This is a genomic window from Hoeflea sp. BAL378 (assembly GCF_000759435.1).
Classification (GTDB): domain Bacteria; phylum Pseudomonadota; class Alphaproteobacteria; order Rhizobiales; family Rhizobiaceae; genus Hoeflea.
Window position 1 is genome coordinate 1 of the sequence record NZ_JRJG01000030.1, and the last position, 16,785, is coordinate 16,785.

Annotated in this window: 9 protein-coding genes and 1 pseudogene; 6 read left to right on the forward strand and 4 right to left on the reverse strand. The window is 56.9% G+C overall.

Translation table 11 applies throughout. The annotated features are described in order from the left end of the window. Window positions 1-1,208: 1,208 nt before the first annotated feature. Together LL06_RS08465 and LL06_RS08470 are read right to left on the reverse strand one after the other, a co-directional pair. Window positions 1,209-1,400 (reverse strand): annotated as a pseudogene (locus LL06_RS08465) (hypothetical protein); the annotation flags it as partial. An 8-nt stretch (window positions 1,401-1,408) separates the two neighbouring features. Beyond that, window positions 1,409-2,632, reverse strand: coding sequence for a hypothetical protein (locus tag LL06_RS08470; protein WP_035524950.1), 1,224 nt, complete (start codon window positions 2,630-2,632; stop codon window positions 1,409-1,411). Window positions 2,633-2,742: 110 nt separating this feature from the next. Here LL06_RS08470 and LL06_RS08475 point away from each other — a divergent pair, with 110 nt between their 5' ends. The 6 genes from LL06_RS08475 (at window position 2,743) to LL06_RS27255 (ending at window position 14,612) form a co-directional block, all read left to right on the forward strand. Further along, entirely contained in the window at window positions 2,743-2,967 is a 225-nt protein-coding gene (locus LL06_RS08475) for a hypothetical protein (protein ID WP_035524952.1), read from the forward strand. Between the two features lie 363 nt (window positions 2,968-3,330). Further along, window positions 3,331-7,125: a DNA/RNA non-specific endonuclease gene (locus LL06_RS26335; RefSeq protein ID WP_152599541.1), complete on the forward strand. Its 3,795-nt coding sequence runs from the start codon at window positions 3,331-3,333 to the stop codon at window positions 7,123-7,125. Between the two features lie 9 nt (window positions 7,126-7,134). Beyond that, on the forward strand, window positions 7,135-8,295 hold the full coding sequence (locus LL06_RS08490; RefSeq protein ID WP_035524955.1) for a serine protease: 1,161 nt from the start codon (window positions 7,135-7,137) through the stop codon (window positions 8,293-8,295). A 12-nt stretch (window positions 8,296-8,307) separates the two neighbouring features. Further along, window positions 8,308-10,455, forward strand: coding sequence for a serine protease (locus LL06_RS08495; RefSeq protein WP_035524957.1), 2,148 nt, complete (start codon window positions 8,308-8,310; stop codon window positions 10,453-10,455). Beyond that, window positions 10,452-13,742 (forward strand): hypothetical protein, encoded by a 3,291-nt coding sequence (locus LL06_RS08500; protein WP_035524960.1) that lies wholly within the window; start codon window positions 10,452-10,454, stop codon window positions 13,740-13,742. The genes LL06_RS08495 and LL06_RS08500 overlap by 4 nt, the downstream gene beginning before the upstream one ends. Window positions 13,743-13,913: 171 nt before the next feature. After that, window positions 13,914-14,612 (forward strand): hypothetical protein, encoded by a 699-nt coding sequence (locus LL06_RS27255; RefSeq protein ID WP_152599542.1) that lies wholly within the window; start codon window positions 13,914-13,916, stop codon window positions 14,610-14,612. Here LL06_RS27255 and LL06_RS26835 read toward each other — a convergent pair. Both LL06_RS26835 and LL06_RS26340 read right to left on the reverse strand, forming a co-directional pair. Continuing rightward, window positions 14,598-15,773, reverse strand: coding sequence for a glycosyltransferase family 4 protein (locus LL06_RS26835; RefSeq protein ID WP_081963802.1), 1,176 nt, complete (start codon window positions 15,771-15,773; stop codon window positions 14,598-14,600). The two genes, LL06_RS27255 and LL06_RS26835, sit on opposite strands and share 15 nt — an antisense overlap. A 9-nt stretch (window positions 15,774-15,782) precedes the next feature. Beyond that, on the reverse strand, window positions 15,783-16,745 hold the full coding sequence (locus tag LL06_RS26340; protein WP_052161322.1) for a tyrosine-type recombinase/integrase: 963 nt from the start codon (window positions 16,743-16,745) through the stop codon (window positions 15,783-15,785). Window positions 16,746-16,785 lie beyond the last annotated feature (40 nt).

The following is a 16,785-nucleotide window of genomic DNA, read 5'->3' on the forward strand; positions in this document are numbered from 1 at the left end:
ATAACCTGAAGGTCGCAGGTTCAAATCCTGCCCCCGCAACCAAAATACGCCGTTAATCCAATGGGTTGTCGGCTTCTCACTTCCTCGATTTCCTCTCATAAAACTCTTTCCGGAATCATATCCGAATCATCTTCGACGAAGTCATAGCGTTCTATGGCGAAGGATTTTTGGCTACGCAGGGGCGCGTTCCCTGAAATCCACTACTTCGACATCGAGATGGATGACATAACGCTCAGCGCGCGCGGCGAGAAGGCTTAGCGCTAGGCGTGCGGTACATGCGGGGGCTCGACGTCACGACGGCTATTGCTTTGCACTAAGCGTGTCTCCTGCGTGCAATTCGAACAAGTAACCATACGCCGCTCAGCACGAAGGGCGCTGCGATCGAAAGCGACATGGTCTTCTCCCATTGCAGTTTATTGAATGGGCCCGCCAAAGCGTAACTGAGTATGCCGAGCAGGTAGTACGTGAGCGCGATCGTTGATAGCCCTTCCACCGTCCGTTGGAGTAAGAATTGACTGCGTGCAGTCCGAGCAGTGCTGTCCAATAAGGCGGCATTCTGCAATTGCACATCAACTCCAATTCTGACGTGCAATAGCTCGATTGCTCGTTCGAGCTTGGTCGCAAGGACGGCCAGACGCTTCTCCATTGCTGAGCACGTGGCGAGCGCAGGATCTACGCGACTGCCAATACAATGGGTAAGATTTGAGCCGCGCGTTGTCGCGCTTTCGCGCAATCAGCCGAGCCGCATCCGCAGGATTTCGCCATAGGCATAACCTGCTGCAAACCGGTAGCTTATGCGCTCGGCGAGTTGACCAGATCGTACCGAAAGTCCATGCAGGGCAGCTAGTGCCTGTTGCGCCCCAGCGTGCGTTTCGGTTGCGGAGAGGCCTTCGACGAGACGACCTAGCTCCACCTCAAGCGGCCCGCGGCACTCGTGGACCCGAAAGTCCAGCCTTACCTGGCGAAGGCCGCGGCGCATTTCGCCATTCTGGAATTGGCGTATAAGAGTGACCTCGAAAATGACTGAGCGGTTCGCCCAATATGTCTACCCAGAGAAACTAGACGGCGTGATCGAGTTGGAGGTTCAGCGGCTCACAGATCGTATTGATCATCTCTTAACTCATAGCGACCATCGCAACGGAAGACTGGCGCCACTGAAGATACCCACCGAACTCGCCATTTAGGATGTTGTCGCGGCATCACTCCTCGTCGGCATCCGCCGCCTTGTTGGCTGCATCGGTATCGAGAAGCGCGGACGCCTCATTGGTCATCACCTCCTCGAGGATGGCGGCGATCGACTTGCGTTTGGCGAACCATTGCCGGCGGATGCGGGTCAGCAGGCGAGTGGCATCGACCTTGTCGAGCAGGATCGCACGGGTTGACCAACGATAGGGGTATGCGCCGCGGATCAACCCCAAATGGGCGACCGCACCGATGCGGCAAGATCGCGCGTGGCCACGCGACGCCAGGCGTCGACGTGGGCGGGCAATTTGTAGAGATCGAAGCGCACATTCTGCAGTTCACGCTGGGCGACCCAGTCGGGGTCGATGTCACCCAGCTCGAAGGCCCGGAGCGTCGGATTATAGAGCTTCAGGTCGAAGTACGCGACCGGCCGGCGGGCATCCTCGCCCCCGCCCTGGGGCATCGCGTAGACAAGCACCTTGCCGTCGAAATAGGTGTAGCGGTCGAGTGCGGCGAGAAGTTTCAGCATCATTGCCCGCTGATGCTTGCGCGGGCGACCCGCCCGCCAGAAGCTCTCATTGGCGTCCGGAACCACGCCCAGCTTGCGCAGGCGGCCTTCACGGCGCGAGATCAGGCCAATCTGCAACAACTCGACCAACACCGCGATGCCGATCGCCAGCAGCGCCGGCCTGCTGGGCGGCGCTTCGCCGCGCAGCAGGGACTTGAGCGACTCGACCAGCAGCGCGCTCGAATCGGCAGTAGAGGGCGCGGCGGCGCGGGGCAGATCGGTCGCCAGGGGGGTGATCGCGAGCGCGGACAGCGCCACGTCGACCACCACCTGGAATTGGGGCGTCGGGCAGGTATATGGATTGCCGTTGTCGACCCACCCGTCGCTCAGCTCGATGCCGACCTGCGTCAGCGTGGTACGCAGGGCGCTGATGCGGGGATCCATCGACAGACGGACGGCGCGACCGAAGACCTCGGGCAACTCTTCTTTAGTTGCGCGCTGCAGCGCGAAATCGACGTCCAGCGCCTCGGCCGCCAGGGCGTCGGCAATGGTCGACGCACCGGCCATGGCTTGAGCGTGGCGGTCGCGCATGCGCTGGCGCGGCCCCTCGCCCGCCTCGGTGTTACCCGGACAGGTGCCGCCCACCGTGTCCTCGCGCAGTTTCAACGCAGCCGCGTCACGCGCCGCCGTCTGCATGGCCGACGAGGCGGTCCTCAGGCTGGCCGAGAAATTGCCGAGCGCGGTGCGGGCCGGGGCAATCGCCGCCGAACGCGAATTTTGCTGCAGCGTGGCATCCTCGATCGCCAGCACCACGAACACGGCCGATATCCAGGCCGAGCTGAGCGACAGCGCGACTGCCATGATCATGACGATCAGGCCCCCCTCGCGCCACCACAGAGACCAGAGGAGGGTGATGGCCATCTGCAGGATGCCTGCGATCATGAAGGCGATGGCCAGGTGCCACTGTCACTCTGATCTCGGGCGTTACGGTTTACTTCTTCGAACGTAAGAAGGAGCAACGGTCGGACCTGAAGCTGGCCGTTCTTGCGCCAATGCTCAGCGCCCTCGTGCTTGGCGCGGCCTTCGGCGCGCATCAGGCGTCGTACCTTCGGGTGCTGTCCCTGATGCGGGAACAGGCGACCGAGCGGCAGGCGGAAATCGACAAGGCCGACCACTCTGAAATCAAGGTGGTGTTGGATCGAGCGCGGCTCTGCCGACAGGTCTTTGCCGAGGATGCTGAAATGAAATTGGCCTGTGTCGGGCTTCTCAAGAAATAGATTCAAAGCGATACGATCGCCATCTGTTGATTCCCATGGAGAGCAGGCTCTGACTCAAATCTGCTGCTGTTTCAGTGCGCTTTGCTGAAATTGCCTGAAGCGGTTCTCATCCGGGAGAAGCTTTCCAGTTCGACTGGACGATCATTGGCAACGAGCTCCGGCTCCCGCTGGACATGCTGGTAGCAAGACCATCACGGGGCGTCCGTTCGACTATGTTTGTCTCAAAAAACAATTTACCAAATTTTGAGCGGAGAATGAACAGTTACAAGCGTGACATTCGAGCGTAGGTTGCAAGCGGAAAAATTGCGTGCATAATGGAGTATCAGTTGTGCGCAGTTTAGAACGCAGACTGGAGGTCGCAACGTGAATACAAACTTGGTTGACCTAACGTTGAAGACGTATCTATGCGGCACGACCAACTCGGGCGAGTTGGATGAAATTCTTGAGGAATCTTCTGGACCTGAGGCAGCTGGCGGTCCGGATATCCTTGGCCAGAAGACGCTTGAAAAGCTTGTTATGGGAGAAACGCTTTCCCCCGGAGAGCGTTTCCATCTTGAAGCGATTATCATTCCGGAGCGCCGGCCGGCAATCGACATTGTCGATGGAGACTATCAAACCCGCCATCAAGACTGGCTTCATCTGAACAGCGATCCGATCCGGAAACGGCTTCACACTGCCCTTCCCAAGATTGGCCGGGTCGAACTCCCTGACCACCCAACACTGCCCTATGGCGGCACCGCTTTCATTGTTGGTGACGGTTTGCTTATGACAAACCGTCACGTTGCCGAATTGTTTTCGACGGGCCTTGGATTGAGAAACCTCAGTTTCATACTTGGCATGTCAGGCGGCGTTGATTTCCTCAGGGAGCGGCGCTCGATCAGAACATTCTATCTTGAATTCTCCAAGGTCGTGATGATCCATCCCTATTGGGACATGGCTTTGGTCAAGGTCGAGGGGCTGCCGGGAAATCTTTCTTCGCTCGTCCTCTCGACAGAACCAGCCGGTTCTCTCATCGGCCGTGATGTCGCAGTCATAGGATATCCCGGCTTCGATCCGCGCAATCCGGCCGATGTCCAGAACTTTGTGTTCGATGGGATCTACGGCGTCAAACGGCTCCAACCGGGACGTATGAAAGCGATCGCCACGGTCAGGAGTTACAACCACGCAGTTGAGGCTCAGACCCACGATGCATCCACACTCGGAGGAGACTCAGGCGCATGTGTCCTCGACGTGACGACTGGCGAGGTGATCGGACTGCATTTCGGCGGCCGCTATGCTGTGGCAAATTTCTGCGTTCCGACGGGCGCGCTCGCCACAGATGGCCGGGTCATAGATGCCGGCGTCCGGTTCGCGGGCACGGCGTCGCGGGCGCGGTCGGACTGGGAGCCATTCTGGCGGAGCGCAGAGGCCTCAGCCGCCGAACCGTCAGCAATTACTCTCAACACTGATTCCGCGGGGAGGAGCAGCATGACCAAGGAAACTGGAGAAGTGACAGTCACGGTTCCACTCGAGATAACGGTCCGGCTTGGCGCGGTGCAGACCCACAGCGTCGCATCCGTTGCCCCGCCCGCCATCGACGACATCGAACGTGCAGAGGAGCCCGTTCGCGACCCCGACTATTCCACACGGAGGGGCTACGATCCTGACTTTCTCGGTATGCGCGTTTCGTTGCCGACGCCGCGCAATCCGCAAAACCTGGCAAGGGTGGAGGATGGAAGCCATCTGCTACATTACCATCATTTTTCCCTCGCCATGCATCGACAGCGACGGCTTGCATTCTTCACCGCAGCCAATGTCGATGCCAGCAAAGCCGTCAAGCGTCCGGAAAACCGTCCTCAATCAGACTACTCGCGCAAAGGCCTCGCCAACCTGGGCCCAAATGACCAGGAAAAATGGTTTTCCGATCCGCGCATCCTGGCGACCGAACAGCTGCCCGACAAGTTTTTCACCAAGGATCGAGGGTCCTTCGACAAGGGGCACATTGTTCGGCGGGACGATGTTGCCTGGGGGATGACCTATGATGAAATGCGCAATGCAAATGGCGATACTTTTCATGTGACCAATTGTTCGCCGCAAGTGGCAGGTTTCAACAGATCAAATCTCGGCGAGGATAATTGGGGCGATCTTGAAAACCTGATCCTGTCGCAAGCTGATACGGAGAAGCTGGTGGTCTTCAGCGGCCCGGTGCTCGAGCCAAATGATCCGGTTTTCCTTGGAGTTGACCTTGAGGGATCGGTCGCGGTTCGTATTCCACAACGCTACTGGAAAGTGATCGTTGCAGAAAAAAATGGTGCGCTGGAAAGTTTTGCATTCCTGCTGGAGCAAGACCTTTCCTCCGTCGAGCTTGAATTCCTGGTCCCCACCACATGGAAACGGTACATGGTTGCCGTGTCCAGGATTGAAGATCTGGCAGATCTCGACTTTGATCCGGCAACCCGGGCCGCCGATCAGGTGGAAACGACAGAAGGGGTTAGCCTGGCTGCAGCTTCCGGATTTGAAGCGTCTGGCACGGCGTTCCCGCCAGCAGCATTCAGCGCCATATCCCCAAGTGTCCAAGACATAGTATCCCTATGGCGTGAGCAACAAACGTCCGGCAAGAAACCCGACGATATGGACGAGGTTCGCTTCGTTGTTTTGTTGGGTACACCGCTATCCGACGCAACGATCAAGTCAGAGATCGAGACTGCATTCAACCTGGAGGTCAACGTTTCGCCGCTCTTTGCCAGCGACAGGGACCTTGATCGTTATCGTGCCATCGACATCCCTGGCGCCACATCGGATGACCGGGCGGACCTGTTTGACGTTGCCCGAGCGATCAACACGCTTCTGGCAGCCGAGACGGTCGAACCGGATCTTGCGACGCACTATTATGATTCCGATACGCTTCGCCCAAGCGAGGGTAGCGCGGAGAGCGCCAATTGGGCCTTTTGGTGCTGGGTCAACGAGGACGATCCTGCAAATCAACCGACTGACAAGGACTGGGCCATCAACAAGACCCGTGTTCCGAATGCCTGGGCCTTTTCAGAGAGCCAAGGCAAACCGTCCAAGGGAAAAGGCATCAAGATATTTCAACCGGATACGGGCGTCGTCCCTACGCACAAGGAAATGCCGCCTAAAGTTGCCAAAAATCCGCTTTCGGCTAACTTCGTCGAAGGTGGCAAGTCACCTGTCGATCCGATGACTGGCAGCGGCAATCTCGGCCATGGAACATCAACCGGCAGCGTCGCCGCCAGTCCGGTAGCGGGTCTGGTTCGGGGCTCCGCGCCCGAAGCCATGTTGGTGCCTATCCGCTGCATCCGATCCGTGGCGGTCTTCAATCAAAGCCGTGTCGCGCAAGCGATCGATCACGCCAGGATCAAGGGGGCCCATGTGATTACCATGAGCCTCGGCGGGGTCGTGAGTTCGGCGCTGCACGACGCCGTGCGCAAGGCAGTCAAAGCCAATATCATCGTGCTTGCGGCCGCAGGAAATTGCGTGGGTACCGTGGTCTGGCCAGCGCGCTATGACGAGGTGATCGCGGTTGGCGGCGTCAACGAGAAAGACAAACCCTGGAAGGGGTCCAGTTCGGGCCGAAGCGTCGATGTGTCCGGTCCGGCCGAGATGGTGCTGAAGGCTGACGCGCGCGATGCGTCCAACCCGGCGAAAGCCAGTGCCGGGCAGGGCACGTCTTATGCGACCGCGCATCTTGCAGGAGTGGCGGCCTGCTGGCTGGCCCACCACGGGCGCGACGCGCTGATTGCACGGCTTTCTCCGGGCATGACGCTGCAGGGCCTTTTCCGTGGTGTGTTGGCAAAGTCTTCGCGGGTGCCTGCGGGCTTTGACACAGAAAGATATGGTGTCGGGATCGTCAACGCCGAGGCTCTGATCAAAGCCGATCCGGCGGTGGTCGCTGGCCTCGAATCTGCTCCCGGCCACGTCCGCGACATTGAGGCCCAGGTGAGGGAACTGCTTGCTGAGGTTGCCGGGGTCGGCCAGGCTGAGGCCGCCGCTCCAGTGCTTCGCGATCGTCAAAGCCTGCTTGAGCTGGCTTGCTCCGGCCTCGACATGGCGCGCTTTAGCCAGTCGGCTGCAGGCCAGCTTGAAGCCCGGCCGCCGATGCGACTGTCGAGCGGTTTGAAGAAATTGTTGGGCGACGATGCCCTTAAAATCATTCGGTAGGGGGCCGCAATGAGCACCATTGATGATTTTCATCTCGACCAGACCGCCAAACGCATCCGCCGTCTTTTCCCCACGCTCGGGCATATGAGCGCACCAGAGCTTGGACGCGCCGGCAGTTCAGAAGCCAGTTTTGAGAGCAGCCAGGGCGGTGTGGGCGCGCTTCCCGGCATGCGCGATGTTCAGGCGATTTCTGAGCGGCTGCTTGCTGCGAACAGAGGTCACAGACAATTGGGCGCGACGGAAGCCGAAGCCATGGCAACGAACATTGTGCGCAAGGCGCAAAATGGCTTGATGAAGCTCGATGGTGCTCCGGACTGGGTTCTCGACACAGAGGAAACGATGGCTCTGGAAGCCGTTGTTCAAGGGCGCGGACAACTCGTTGCAGTGCGGGTGATGGGAGATACGCTGGATGATATCCGTCAATATCCGGGCGCAGATATGTGGGCGATGTTGGCCGACGCCCATATCACCAGGATTCTGGCGAGCGTGTCGGCCGCAGCGGCGGTTCGCGTCACGGACAATCTTCTCCCGAGCCTGAGCTGGGTCCAGGGAACGGCGTTTCTCATTTCCCGAAATCTGGCCTTGACCAATCGCCATGTCCTCTTCCCACCGGCCTATGGAACACGGCTGGCGCGGCGGGTGCCCGGGACAACGACAGCGCGGCTGAAGGGCGAGTATGAAATTTGTCTCGACTTTGCTTTCGACAGCGGAGAGCCGCGAGACTCAACCTATCGGATTGTCGACATTCCCTTTGTGTCCGAGGATGCCGATCCGGTGGATGCCGCTCTTCTCAAGGTCGAGCATCGCGCCGGAGCCGAGCCCGACGCGTTGACAATCTCCCGCGACAGCGTCTTCGATATCGATCGGCTTTATGTGGTCGGGCATCCGGGCCGGTTGGCCAGCGTACCGGACGATATCCAGATGGTGTTCGATAATCCGGACGAACGAAAACGGGTCAGTTTCGGCAAGCTGATGGACCCGGTTATGTCTGGCCAGGCACATATTGTTCACGATGCACCCACCATTGGCGGCTATTCCGGCGCAGCGGTTCATGGTTTTGCTGACACATCAGTGCATGCGCTTCATTATTGGGGGGATGCAAGAGAAGGCAATCGGGCGATAGCGGCAACAGCGCTTCGAAATCATCCAACGCTTGGTTCAATGTTGTAGGCAGGCCATGCGATGAAACTCACTGCAAACGAACTGGACACATTCGCTGCCAGTTGCGCCAGGCATCTCAACCCCGGAAGGCTGGAGTCCTTCGCACGCCAGCACAAGCTCATCGACGATATCGAGGAATTCATCAAGTTGCATTCAGTCGGTCAGAGCAATTCCGCCTATTCCGTCGCAAGGGCAATTCTCGACAAGGCCAATCAGCGCGAGCTTGCGTGCGATATAGCCGAAATATTCTTCAGCGAGATGCTGTGGTCTGATGAATTCAAATCAGCTGTGGGTCCGCTGACCCGCTCCGCCAAATCCGACGTTCAGGCACATCAGGCCCTTATGGCCCGCCGCGATCATTTCCTGAGCGATAGTAACCTTAAGTCGCTTGCCAACACGATCGGCGCACGTGTCTGCTGCATTGTCGGCGAACTTTTGATCGGCGTCGAAACCAGGGTGACGACGGGTACAGGTTTCCTGGTCGGACCGGACCTGGTCCTGACATCGATGCATGTCCTGGATACTTTGGTGCAGGCAGGCCGGGCAGGGGAAGTTCCCGATTGTTTCAAGGTCATCTTCAACTACGAGGCCGGCTCGGGAATAACCGGCCTCGCAAATATCGATCAGCTGGCAGGCATTCGGGTGGTCGGCCTTTCCCCGGACTGGCTCGTTTACTCGCGCGACAAGGTCGACTGGGACGGAAACCGCGCCCACCCGACACCGGCCGATATCACGGAGTTGAAATCAAAACTGGATTTTGCACTCATCCGGCTTGCCGAACCGGTGGGCCTGCAACCGATCAGGCCCGGCAATTTGAAGCCGCGGGGCTGGTTGCCGATCGCACGGCTGACATCTGCAAACTTCCAGAACCAGACCCGAATTATCATTCCCCAGCATCCCGAGGGCTGGCCGCGCCAGTTCGATTTTGGCCGGCTCGATAAGCTGCTTCCCTGCGGCACACGCATGGTGTCCATCATCGAGACCGCCGCCGGCACATCGGGCGCGCCCTGTCTTGACAAGGAAATGCGCATCGTCGGAATACACAATGCTGCCTATCGACCGAACGGTCCTGTCGAAGGAAACCAGGCGATCCGGTTCGATGTTGTCGAGCCTTTGATCGCGGCCCATTTGGCAAATGTTTCAGTGGATCCGCCCAAAGCGATGGGAGCCTGGCGGGTGGAACGCACCGACAGCACTCTGTCGCCGATTCTCGGACGCACGAGGCTGCTGAACTGGATCAATGCCACCCTCTCGCCGGCGGACGGGGCGATGAGCCGCGCCGACCGCGTCTATGCGGCTGATGCATCGAAGGCTGGTTCGGGAAAAACCTTCAGTACGCACATTCTGAGATCGGCGCTGTCGGCCGACCGGTCGCATATCGTCATTGTGCTGGGCGGGTCGACGGAGTTGTTGCCGGAAAAGCTCGAGGACTTCGTCACCATCCTTGCCGAAGCCTTCGGTGTTTCCAAAGACATCCTTGCGACGATGCCGGAACGGCCGAGCGCCGACCTGCCTCCGCATGCGCAGGATGGCGACAAGGTTGACCGCTGGGCTTCCAACAAGATGGTGAACTGGTTCACCGATATTCTCGAAAAGCACCGCAAGATTGAGGTCAACAAGTCCGAGCGGGCACGAATCGTCCTTGCAGAACTCGGCGCTGATACGCCCCAACATATGGTGGATATTGCCAATGAGGCGCCCGACATCATTGTCGAGGAAAAGCGGTGGTCGGTTGGCTGGATCGCAATCGACGATCTCAACGTCGTTTCAATGTCGGCACATGTGAAAAGCTTCGTCTCGGCTCTTCTGGGCGCGGATGTCGCGGAGAGCTCCGTGACCGGCGTTCGGCAGGACCTGCGCTGGCTCTTTCTCGGCTATGTCCCGGATTTCCTGTTGAGCGAAGAAGTAACCATCGAGCATCTTGATACTGGCGTTCCGGAGCTCCAGCTTATCGAAGCGGTGATAAGATCTGCGGTCGAGGAAGCCAACATTGACGCGGAAGACGATGAGATTGTGACTCAGGCGATGGTGATCCGCGGCTTGGTTCCCCCGCTTCTCACCAAATTCCTGGCTGCCGGCATCGATCAGGAGACGGGCCTCTCGCTGGGGCAGCAATTGGTTGCCGACCACATCCAGGCGATTTACAAAGAGAACGGACGCCAGCTATGAAGGAGAACTCGCGAAACCTGTTGTCCAGGCTGATGCAGGATGAGAGCATCCGGAGCGAAGCTCTCAGGATCGGCGGAGAAATGGCGCTCCATGCGGTCACCAGACTTGCCGGAGCGACGGCAGGCACGCGCCCGGTACGACTGGATTCCGAGGTGCCCGCGATCTCGCCGCCCCAGGTTGAGGCCGCGCTCAGCTACAATATGGACCCTTCGTCCCTGAATCTCAGTCCGGAGGAGTACGACTGGGTGGTGGCGCGATCCGCCCTGGTGTCGATCGGTAGCACAAAGCTGCTGCGTCTGTCATCCGAGGAGCGGCGGCGGGTACTTAATCACCCCGACGCCGCAACGCTTGTCGAAAAACTGCTTTCTGACCAGGAAGCGGAAGACGAAAGAACCATAGGCCCGGGTGGCGGTGACTCTGTTGCACTAACTGGTGCGTATATGCGCGAGCTGTTGCGCGGAAACAGGATCATGGACTTTGCGACACTCTCCTTACGCCGTCTGCGTGCGATTACCGCAGCTCGCGGGGCGCTCGACGGAGTAACCCTCCTGTCCCCATCGCTGCCGGACGCAGCGGAATACCAGCGGCGGACGGATCTCGCCGAACTGCTTGATCCGCTCGGCATCATCATCGGGCTCGATCTTGATAAATCTGACGATTACAATGACCGGTTTGTCGGTCGCACCGCGGAGCTTCGTGCCCTGCGCAGTTTTGTCGATGTGCTCGGCTCACAATCTTTGAGCGAGACATTGAGCCGAGGATTTGCGCGCAGCAAAAGCGCATTGACCCACCAGATCTTTGACCGGCCTCCCCGGCTACTGACAATTGCAGCGCCTGGCGGCCTCGGCAAGTCGACACTGATCGCCAAGTTCGTTTATGATCACGCACTCTCGTCGCAGACCCGCTTTCCGTTCGCCTTTCTGGATTTTGACCGGGCAGCGCTGCAACCACGCAGTCCGGGTCAGATGCTGGTGGAGATTGCCCGGCAGGTTTCGCTGCAGTTTCCGGATTCTTCCAAGCCGCTCAATGTGCTCAGGCGCGACATTCGTTCTTCATTGTCCGGCAATGAAGGCGTCCCTCTGAGGGCCTACTTTGAAACATTCCAGGACCTAATTCGCAGTGTCCTTGAGAGCTGCCGCGCAAGCACTTTTTTGCTGACACTTGATACAATGGAGATTGTCCAAGCCGATCCGCTGGCGATGAATGGTGTCGCTGCAATGGTTAAGGCGCTGACTGAAAGACCGTTCCCCGAACTCTGCATTGTGGCCGCTGGGCGCTCCGGACTTAACGAGTTGCTTGATGTCAACGAAAACAACTTTCGGGTGGAAAGGCTTCAGTTGCAGGCGTTGTCGGTCGGCGAGGCCCAGACAATGGTCGACCGACTTGGCAAAAACCTGATGGGTGCCGAATGGAACTCGGCTTGGGCGAGCAAAATTGCTGGCAGCAGGTCGCATTCGGAGATCCGGCGCGAGCCGCTGACATTAAGGCTTGCCGTGGAAATCGTCCGCGAGACAGTTCCTTCGAAGCGCAAGGCGCTCATCGACGACATTCATCGGCTGGGAGAGAATGCTGATGACGGTTTCGTCGGGGCGCTCTATGAGAGGCGCATTCTCGACCATATCCGCAACCCGCATGCGCGCAAGCTCGCCTGGCCGGGCCTGGTAGCTCGGACCGTCGACATGAAGCTGGTGAGGAATGTCCTTGCCGGGATCTGCGGCCTTTCGGATGAGGAAGCCGGCGAAGCTTTCGAAACACTTTCCCTCGAAGGCTGGATCGTTGAGGCAAGCAATGGAGCGTTGCGTCATCGGCGCGATCTCCGCGCCCGCACTCTGCCGATGATGCGGCGCCATGACCCGAAACGCTTTCACCAGGTGCTGGATGCGCTCATCGACTACCATTCGAATCCGAAGGTTTCCGATCCATTGGAGGAAGTCTACTATCGGCTGCTGCGTGGCTCGCCAGAGGATGTAAGATCTGTCACTGGCGCAAGCTCCTTGATTGATAGTCTTGCGGCAGCCCGCGGGGATATGGAGGAAGGATCGCCGGGCTGGTGCGTCCTCGAAGCGCACTTTGCCGACAGGCCGATGGCGCTCGAACACATGAGAAAACTGCCTGCCGATCTGCTTTGGGAACATGTAGCACGCACTGGCAGCAGCCTTCGGGGTATGGACGACCGGCAAATCGAACCTCGCGTCCAGTTGCTGATGGGCATTGATCCGTTTGAAACGGCGGGCTTGCCGCCCAGTAAAGCGGCGATGACTGCCTGGCAGCACCTACAGATCAAATGTGGACGCTGGGACAGGCTTGAAGAGCAAGATCTGTTGATGCCTATCGAGCAATGCGACGTCACCTCGTTTGCATTTTATGCTTCCCGGTTGTCGCTGGCCAATGTCGAGTCCGCGAAGTTCTGGGGGGAGCGCTATCCATCCCTGCTGGCGCGTATATTTGAGACCCGTGGACGGAAAAACTGGCAGGCGCTTGCCCAGGCGCTTGTGGTTGCCCGGCTCTATGACCGCGAGCTCGCTGAAGATATCGACCGCCAGATAGTCGAAAACTATGCGTCGAGGGCAACCTTCAGCCGATCGTCCGAATTCGCCATGCGCACGATCCTGATTCACGGACTGACGAGCAGCCGTTCGGTGATCCAGAATTGGTGCGCCCTCGAAGCCTCCCGAATCCTGGAGGGGATTTCGGTTGCCGAGTTCTGTGTTGTCGCCCCAATCTTTGCAGAGCGTGGATGGCTTCAGAAAGAAGGCAACATTATCGAGTTGCTGGTACTGGCTCGGGAACTGGCATTTTCGATTGAGCAAGGCAATATCCCTCCAATTGCGCGGCGCATAATCTCCGACAAACTCGCGCTTTCACTGCTGGTCCGCGCGTTCGAGCGATGTGCATCAGAGATGGACGAGGATCCCGAAATCAAGCAAGCTTTCGGACTCTACTGCACACTGCGACAGCCAGAATGGATCGTGCCATTCGGTTATCTGTTTGCTGACGGTATCCATTCAGAGTGGTGTGATGTTGCGTCCCAGCAAGTCAAAGAGGGCCACTATAGCCACGAGCCGAGCAGCTGGTGGCCTTTGTCCTCATCCAGACGGAAGCCATCGCTTCAGAACGATGTAATCAAATATCTCACATGGGCAGACCGGGCCTGTGATTTGGATGGTGCGTTGAGCATGCTGCTGCGCTTTTCCCCGGCTGGAGAATCCAAGAATTTCGAGGGGCTGGAAATGGTGCGCAGGCAGGTCAGAGAAAACCATTTTCACAACGCCGTGACGTCAACATGAAAAGAATGACCGGACGATTGACGAGACAGGACACCGTCACTTTCGGATGATCGGTAAGGCCGACTTCGAGCTGCGCTTCTTGGTCCTACGCAAAGTCTTTTTAGTTGCAAGTTTCTCCGAAGCTCGTAATTATTGCGAAAGTTGAAATTCACATAACTCGGAATTATCCGTATGATTTTCCCGTTCGACGAGGTGACGAAAACCTTAATCAGCTTAATGATCGGAGGTCTCTTAGGACGGGAAATCTATCGGATTGTCGACAAACCGCGCGTAACGATTCAGTATAGGAAGCCGATAACTTTCACTCAGGAGGATGGCCAATTTCTTTCTATTCGAGTGGGCAACGTTGGTCGAAATGCGGCCACTAAATGCTTCTGCACGTTAACCATTCTTGACCTGGATCATTCGCTTATTCTTGATCCGTCTGAGGCAGAAGCCTTTGAGAACTTACATGAATACAAGGAAGAAAAGCCCTCTTTCGACGTCCCTCGCTATCAGATTATTCACCCAAAATCACAACGCGGTGTTGCAAATGATCTCTTATGCTGGTCGGCGCTCGGCAATCCGGCACACGTTGAGATAAATCCCGGAACGACAAGCAGTATTGACGTTTGCAAACTTCTGCGGTCAGCGGAAAAAGAGTATTTCATTTTTCCATCCGAATTCGGATGGCGCCGGGTCCGAGTTCGTATCAAGGCGACAACGCCGCTGAGATGCAGGGTGCTGGTTTGTCCTGCAAATGACTATCCGACACCGCTAGACTTTGAGATTTTTGCGGAAGAAGGCGAAATTAAACTTCGTATCGTTCGGCTTAGTTTTTTTGTAAAGATGAGGCGCCTGATCTCTCGAAATTCTTTATATACGAAGTAGCTGCAGATATGCATTCGCATATCTTTTTGCACAATCTCTGAAATCGTTTTTAAGCCGAAATCTAATCATATCGAGTTGATGATTTTCTCTGGTAGCTGAACAACGAAGGATCGCGTTCGCGAGGCCTTCCGCGTCGTCTACGGCAACAAAGGTAGCGTGTTGAAAGGTAGATGCTATCTCCAAATAGGTCGGAATTTCGGAGAGAACTAAAGCCTTTCCTGACGCGAGCGCTTCCGAGACGGACAGCCCGTATGAGCAGTATCTTTCTGGTGAAATGACGATATCTGCCTCCTCGAATGCGTCCTGCATCCTGGAGAAATTTTTAATTCGGATCGCGTCAGCGATGCCAAGTTCGCGGGCTTCTTGTCGAAACGACTCGACCATATCTCCGTAATAATCTCGGACGCCCGTGAAAAGGAACGAAAAATTGCTGTGGCCTTTATCGCGTAAAATCCTGCAAGCCCGCAGAGCGACATCTTGCCCTTTCTGAGCCGGGAAAAAGCGTGACGGAAGAAGGACTGTGTATTGGCGTTCCGATTTTGGGCGCACTTTGACTGGAGCGAAATTTTCTAAGTTTACCCCAAGATGATTTGCCCGAACTTGTCGGGAAAACGCGTTTGAATACTCTTCCGAATAGAAGCGGCTGGGTGTGAACAAAAGGGGAGACGATGGAAACGCGTCAGGGTCACTACGAACAAGCTGCCCCATTGTTTCGAAGGCGCCATGATGCCAGAACCCTTCGAGTTCGCGGGCATTTTCGTGGTTGGTAACAACCTGCGGCACTTCTGTCTTAACGTAAAGGGCCGCGGAAAACGCGTTGAAGTGAAAAAGATCGGCCTCGACGTCTTCTATCTGTTTCTGGACGTAAGTTGAAATATGCCGAAAAGCTCCTTTCGAGGCCTCTTGATTATAGACGGCGTCTTTCATGAACGCTGCTATATTTGGGTCAGTTTTGCGATAGTGCGTTTGAAATTCAGCGGGTATCCGGCCGCGCACCTCGACGCCTTCAATATCCAATTCACGCTGCAAATTGGAACAAACGACGAAGGGGTCGAAGCCCAGAACTTTTAACTCTTTAGCAAGCTCTATTAGAAAACGTTCTGTCCCTCCAATAAAATTGGCCGGAACGCTCCATGCGGTATGTAAGCAAATGCGTATCATAATTCCGAGTTATGTGAACTCGGCGAGTATTTTTCCCAGCGTATCGGCTGTATTCATGGCCTGCATGAGGGCCGTATCCGAGACGCGGGTATAGATTTCAGTGGTCGCAATACTTGAATGCCCGAGAAGTCGCTGGACGAAGCGGATATCGACCCCTTCTTCGATCAAGAATGTAGCGGCGGAATGACGAAAGCGGTGAGGGGTCACGCGCGTGTCCAGATTGCAGGCTTGCGCAAGAAGGCGGAGCCTTCGCCTAAGCGCTTGTTCGGTGAGACGCCGGCGGGCGCTGTTGAGAAGCAGGTAATCGCCGTGATGCGCGGCTTGGCTGGCTTGCCATTTTATATACTGCAGCTCGACACGCAGCTTGGAATTGCCGATATAGACATTGCGTTCTTTGCTGCCCTTGCCATGAATGCGTATTCGAAAGCCGTCATTGGATATGTTGGATAGTTTGATCTGCGTCAGCTCGCCGACGCGTACCCCCGTGGCCACCATCAGCTTGATCGCTAGCGCAGTCGTTTTCGATATCGTATGAAGTTCACTCGAAAGCGCAGGAATGCTGGATGACGCCTTGGAGCGCTCTCCGTCAGTTTCTTTTAACATTGTTCGCACATCGACCCATTCGACAGGACGCGGCAAGCGTTTGGGTGGTCGGAGGTCAATTTCCAGTCCGGCAAAGGGATCTTCTTCAATATGACCGGCTTTGCGCAGCCAAGTCGAAAAAGCTCGCAGTGTCACTAGCCGCCGACGGATGGTCGCGTGCCTGTAGTTACGTTCTCTTTTCAAATGGTTGAGATAGTCGAGCACCACTCGACCATTTAGTTCATCCCCATAATCATTCAGTTGGGCGAACTTTAGGTAGCCGGCGATGTCCTGCTCATAGGCGTCGACGCTGTGTTGGCTCAGTCCCTTGGTGTGTTGGCAGTGAGTCAGGAAGGCCTGCTTTTCGGAAATCAAAATATCTGGAAGCATACAATTCATTCCCCATCTGGATTGATGGGGTTTGCTATCG

Excerpts from the sequence above, each read along its gene's own strand:
- LL06_RS27255 (WP_152599542.1), top strand. The coding sequence starts at position 13,914 with ATGATTTTCCCGTTCGACGAGGTGACGAAAACCTTAATCAGCTTAATG.
- LL06_RS26835 (WP_081963802.1), bottom strand. The coding sequence starts at position 15,773 with ATGATACGCATTTGCTTACATACCGCATGGAGCGTTCCGGCCAATTTT.
- LL06_RS08500 (WP_035524960.1), top strand. The coding sequence starts at position 10,452 with ATGAAGGAGAACTCGCGAAACCTGTTGTCCAGGCTGATGCAGGATGAG.
- LL06_RS26340 (WP_052161322.1), bottom strand. The coding sequence starts at position 16,745 with ATGCTTCCAGATATTTTGATTTCCGAAAAGCAGGCCTTCCTGACTCAC.
- LL06_RS08475 (WP_035524952.1), top strand. The coding sequence starts at position 2,743 with ATGCTCAGCGCCCTCGTGCTTGGCGCGGCCTTCGGCGCGCATCAGGCG.
- LL06_RS08495 (WP_035524957.1), top strand. The coding sequence starts at position 8,308 with ATGAAACTCACTGCAAACGAACTGGACACATTCGCTGCCAGTTGCGCC.
- LL06_RS08470 (WP_035524950.1), bottom strand. The coding sequence starts at position 2,632 with ATGATCGCAGGCATCCTGCAGATGGCCATCACCCTCCTCTGGTCTCTG.
- LL06_RS08490 (WP_035524955.1), top strand. The coding sequence starts at position 7,135 with ATGAGCACCATTGATGATTTTCATCTCGACCAGACCGCCAAACGCATC.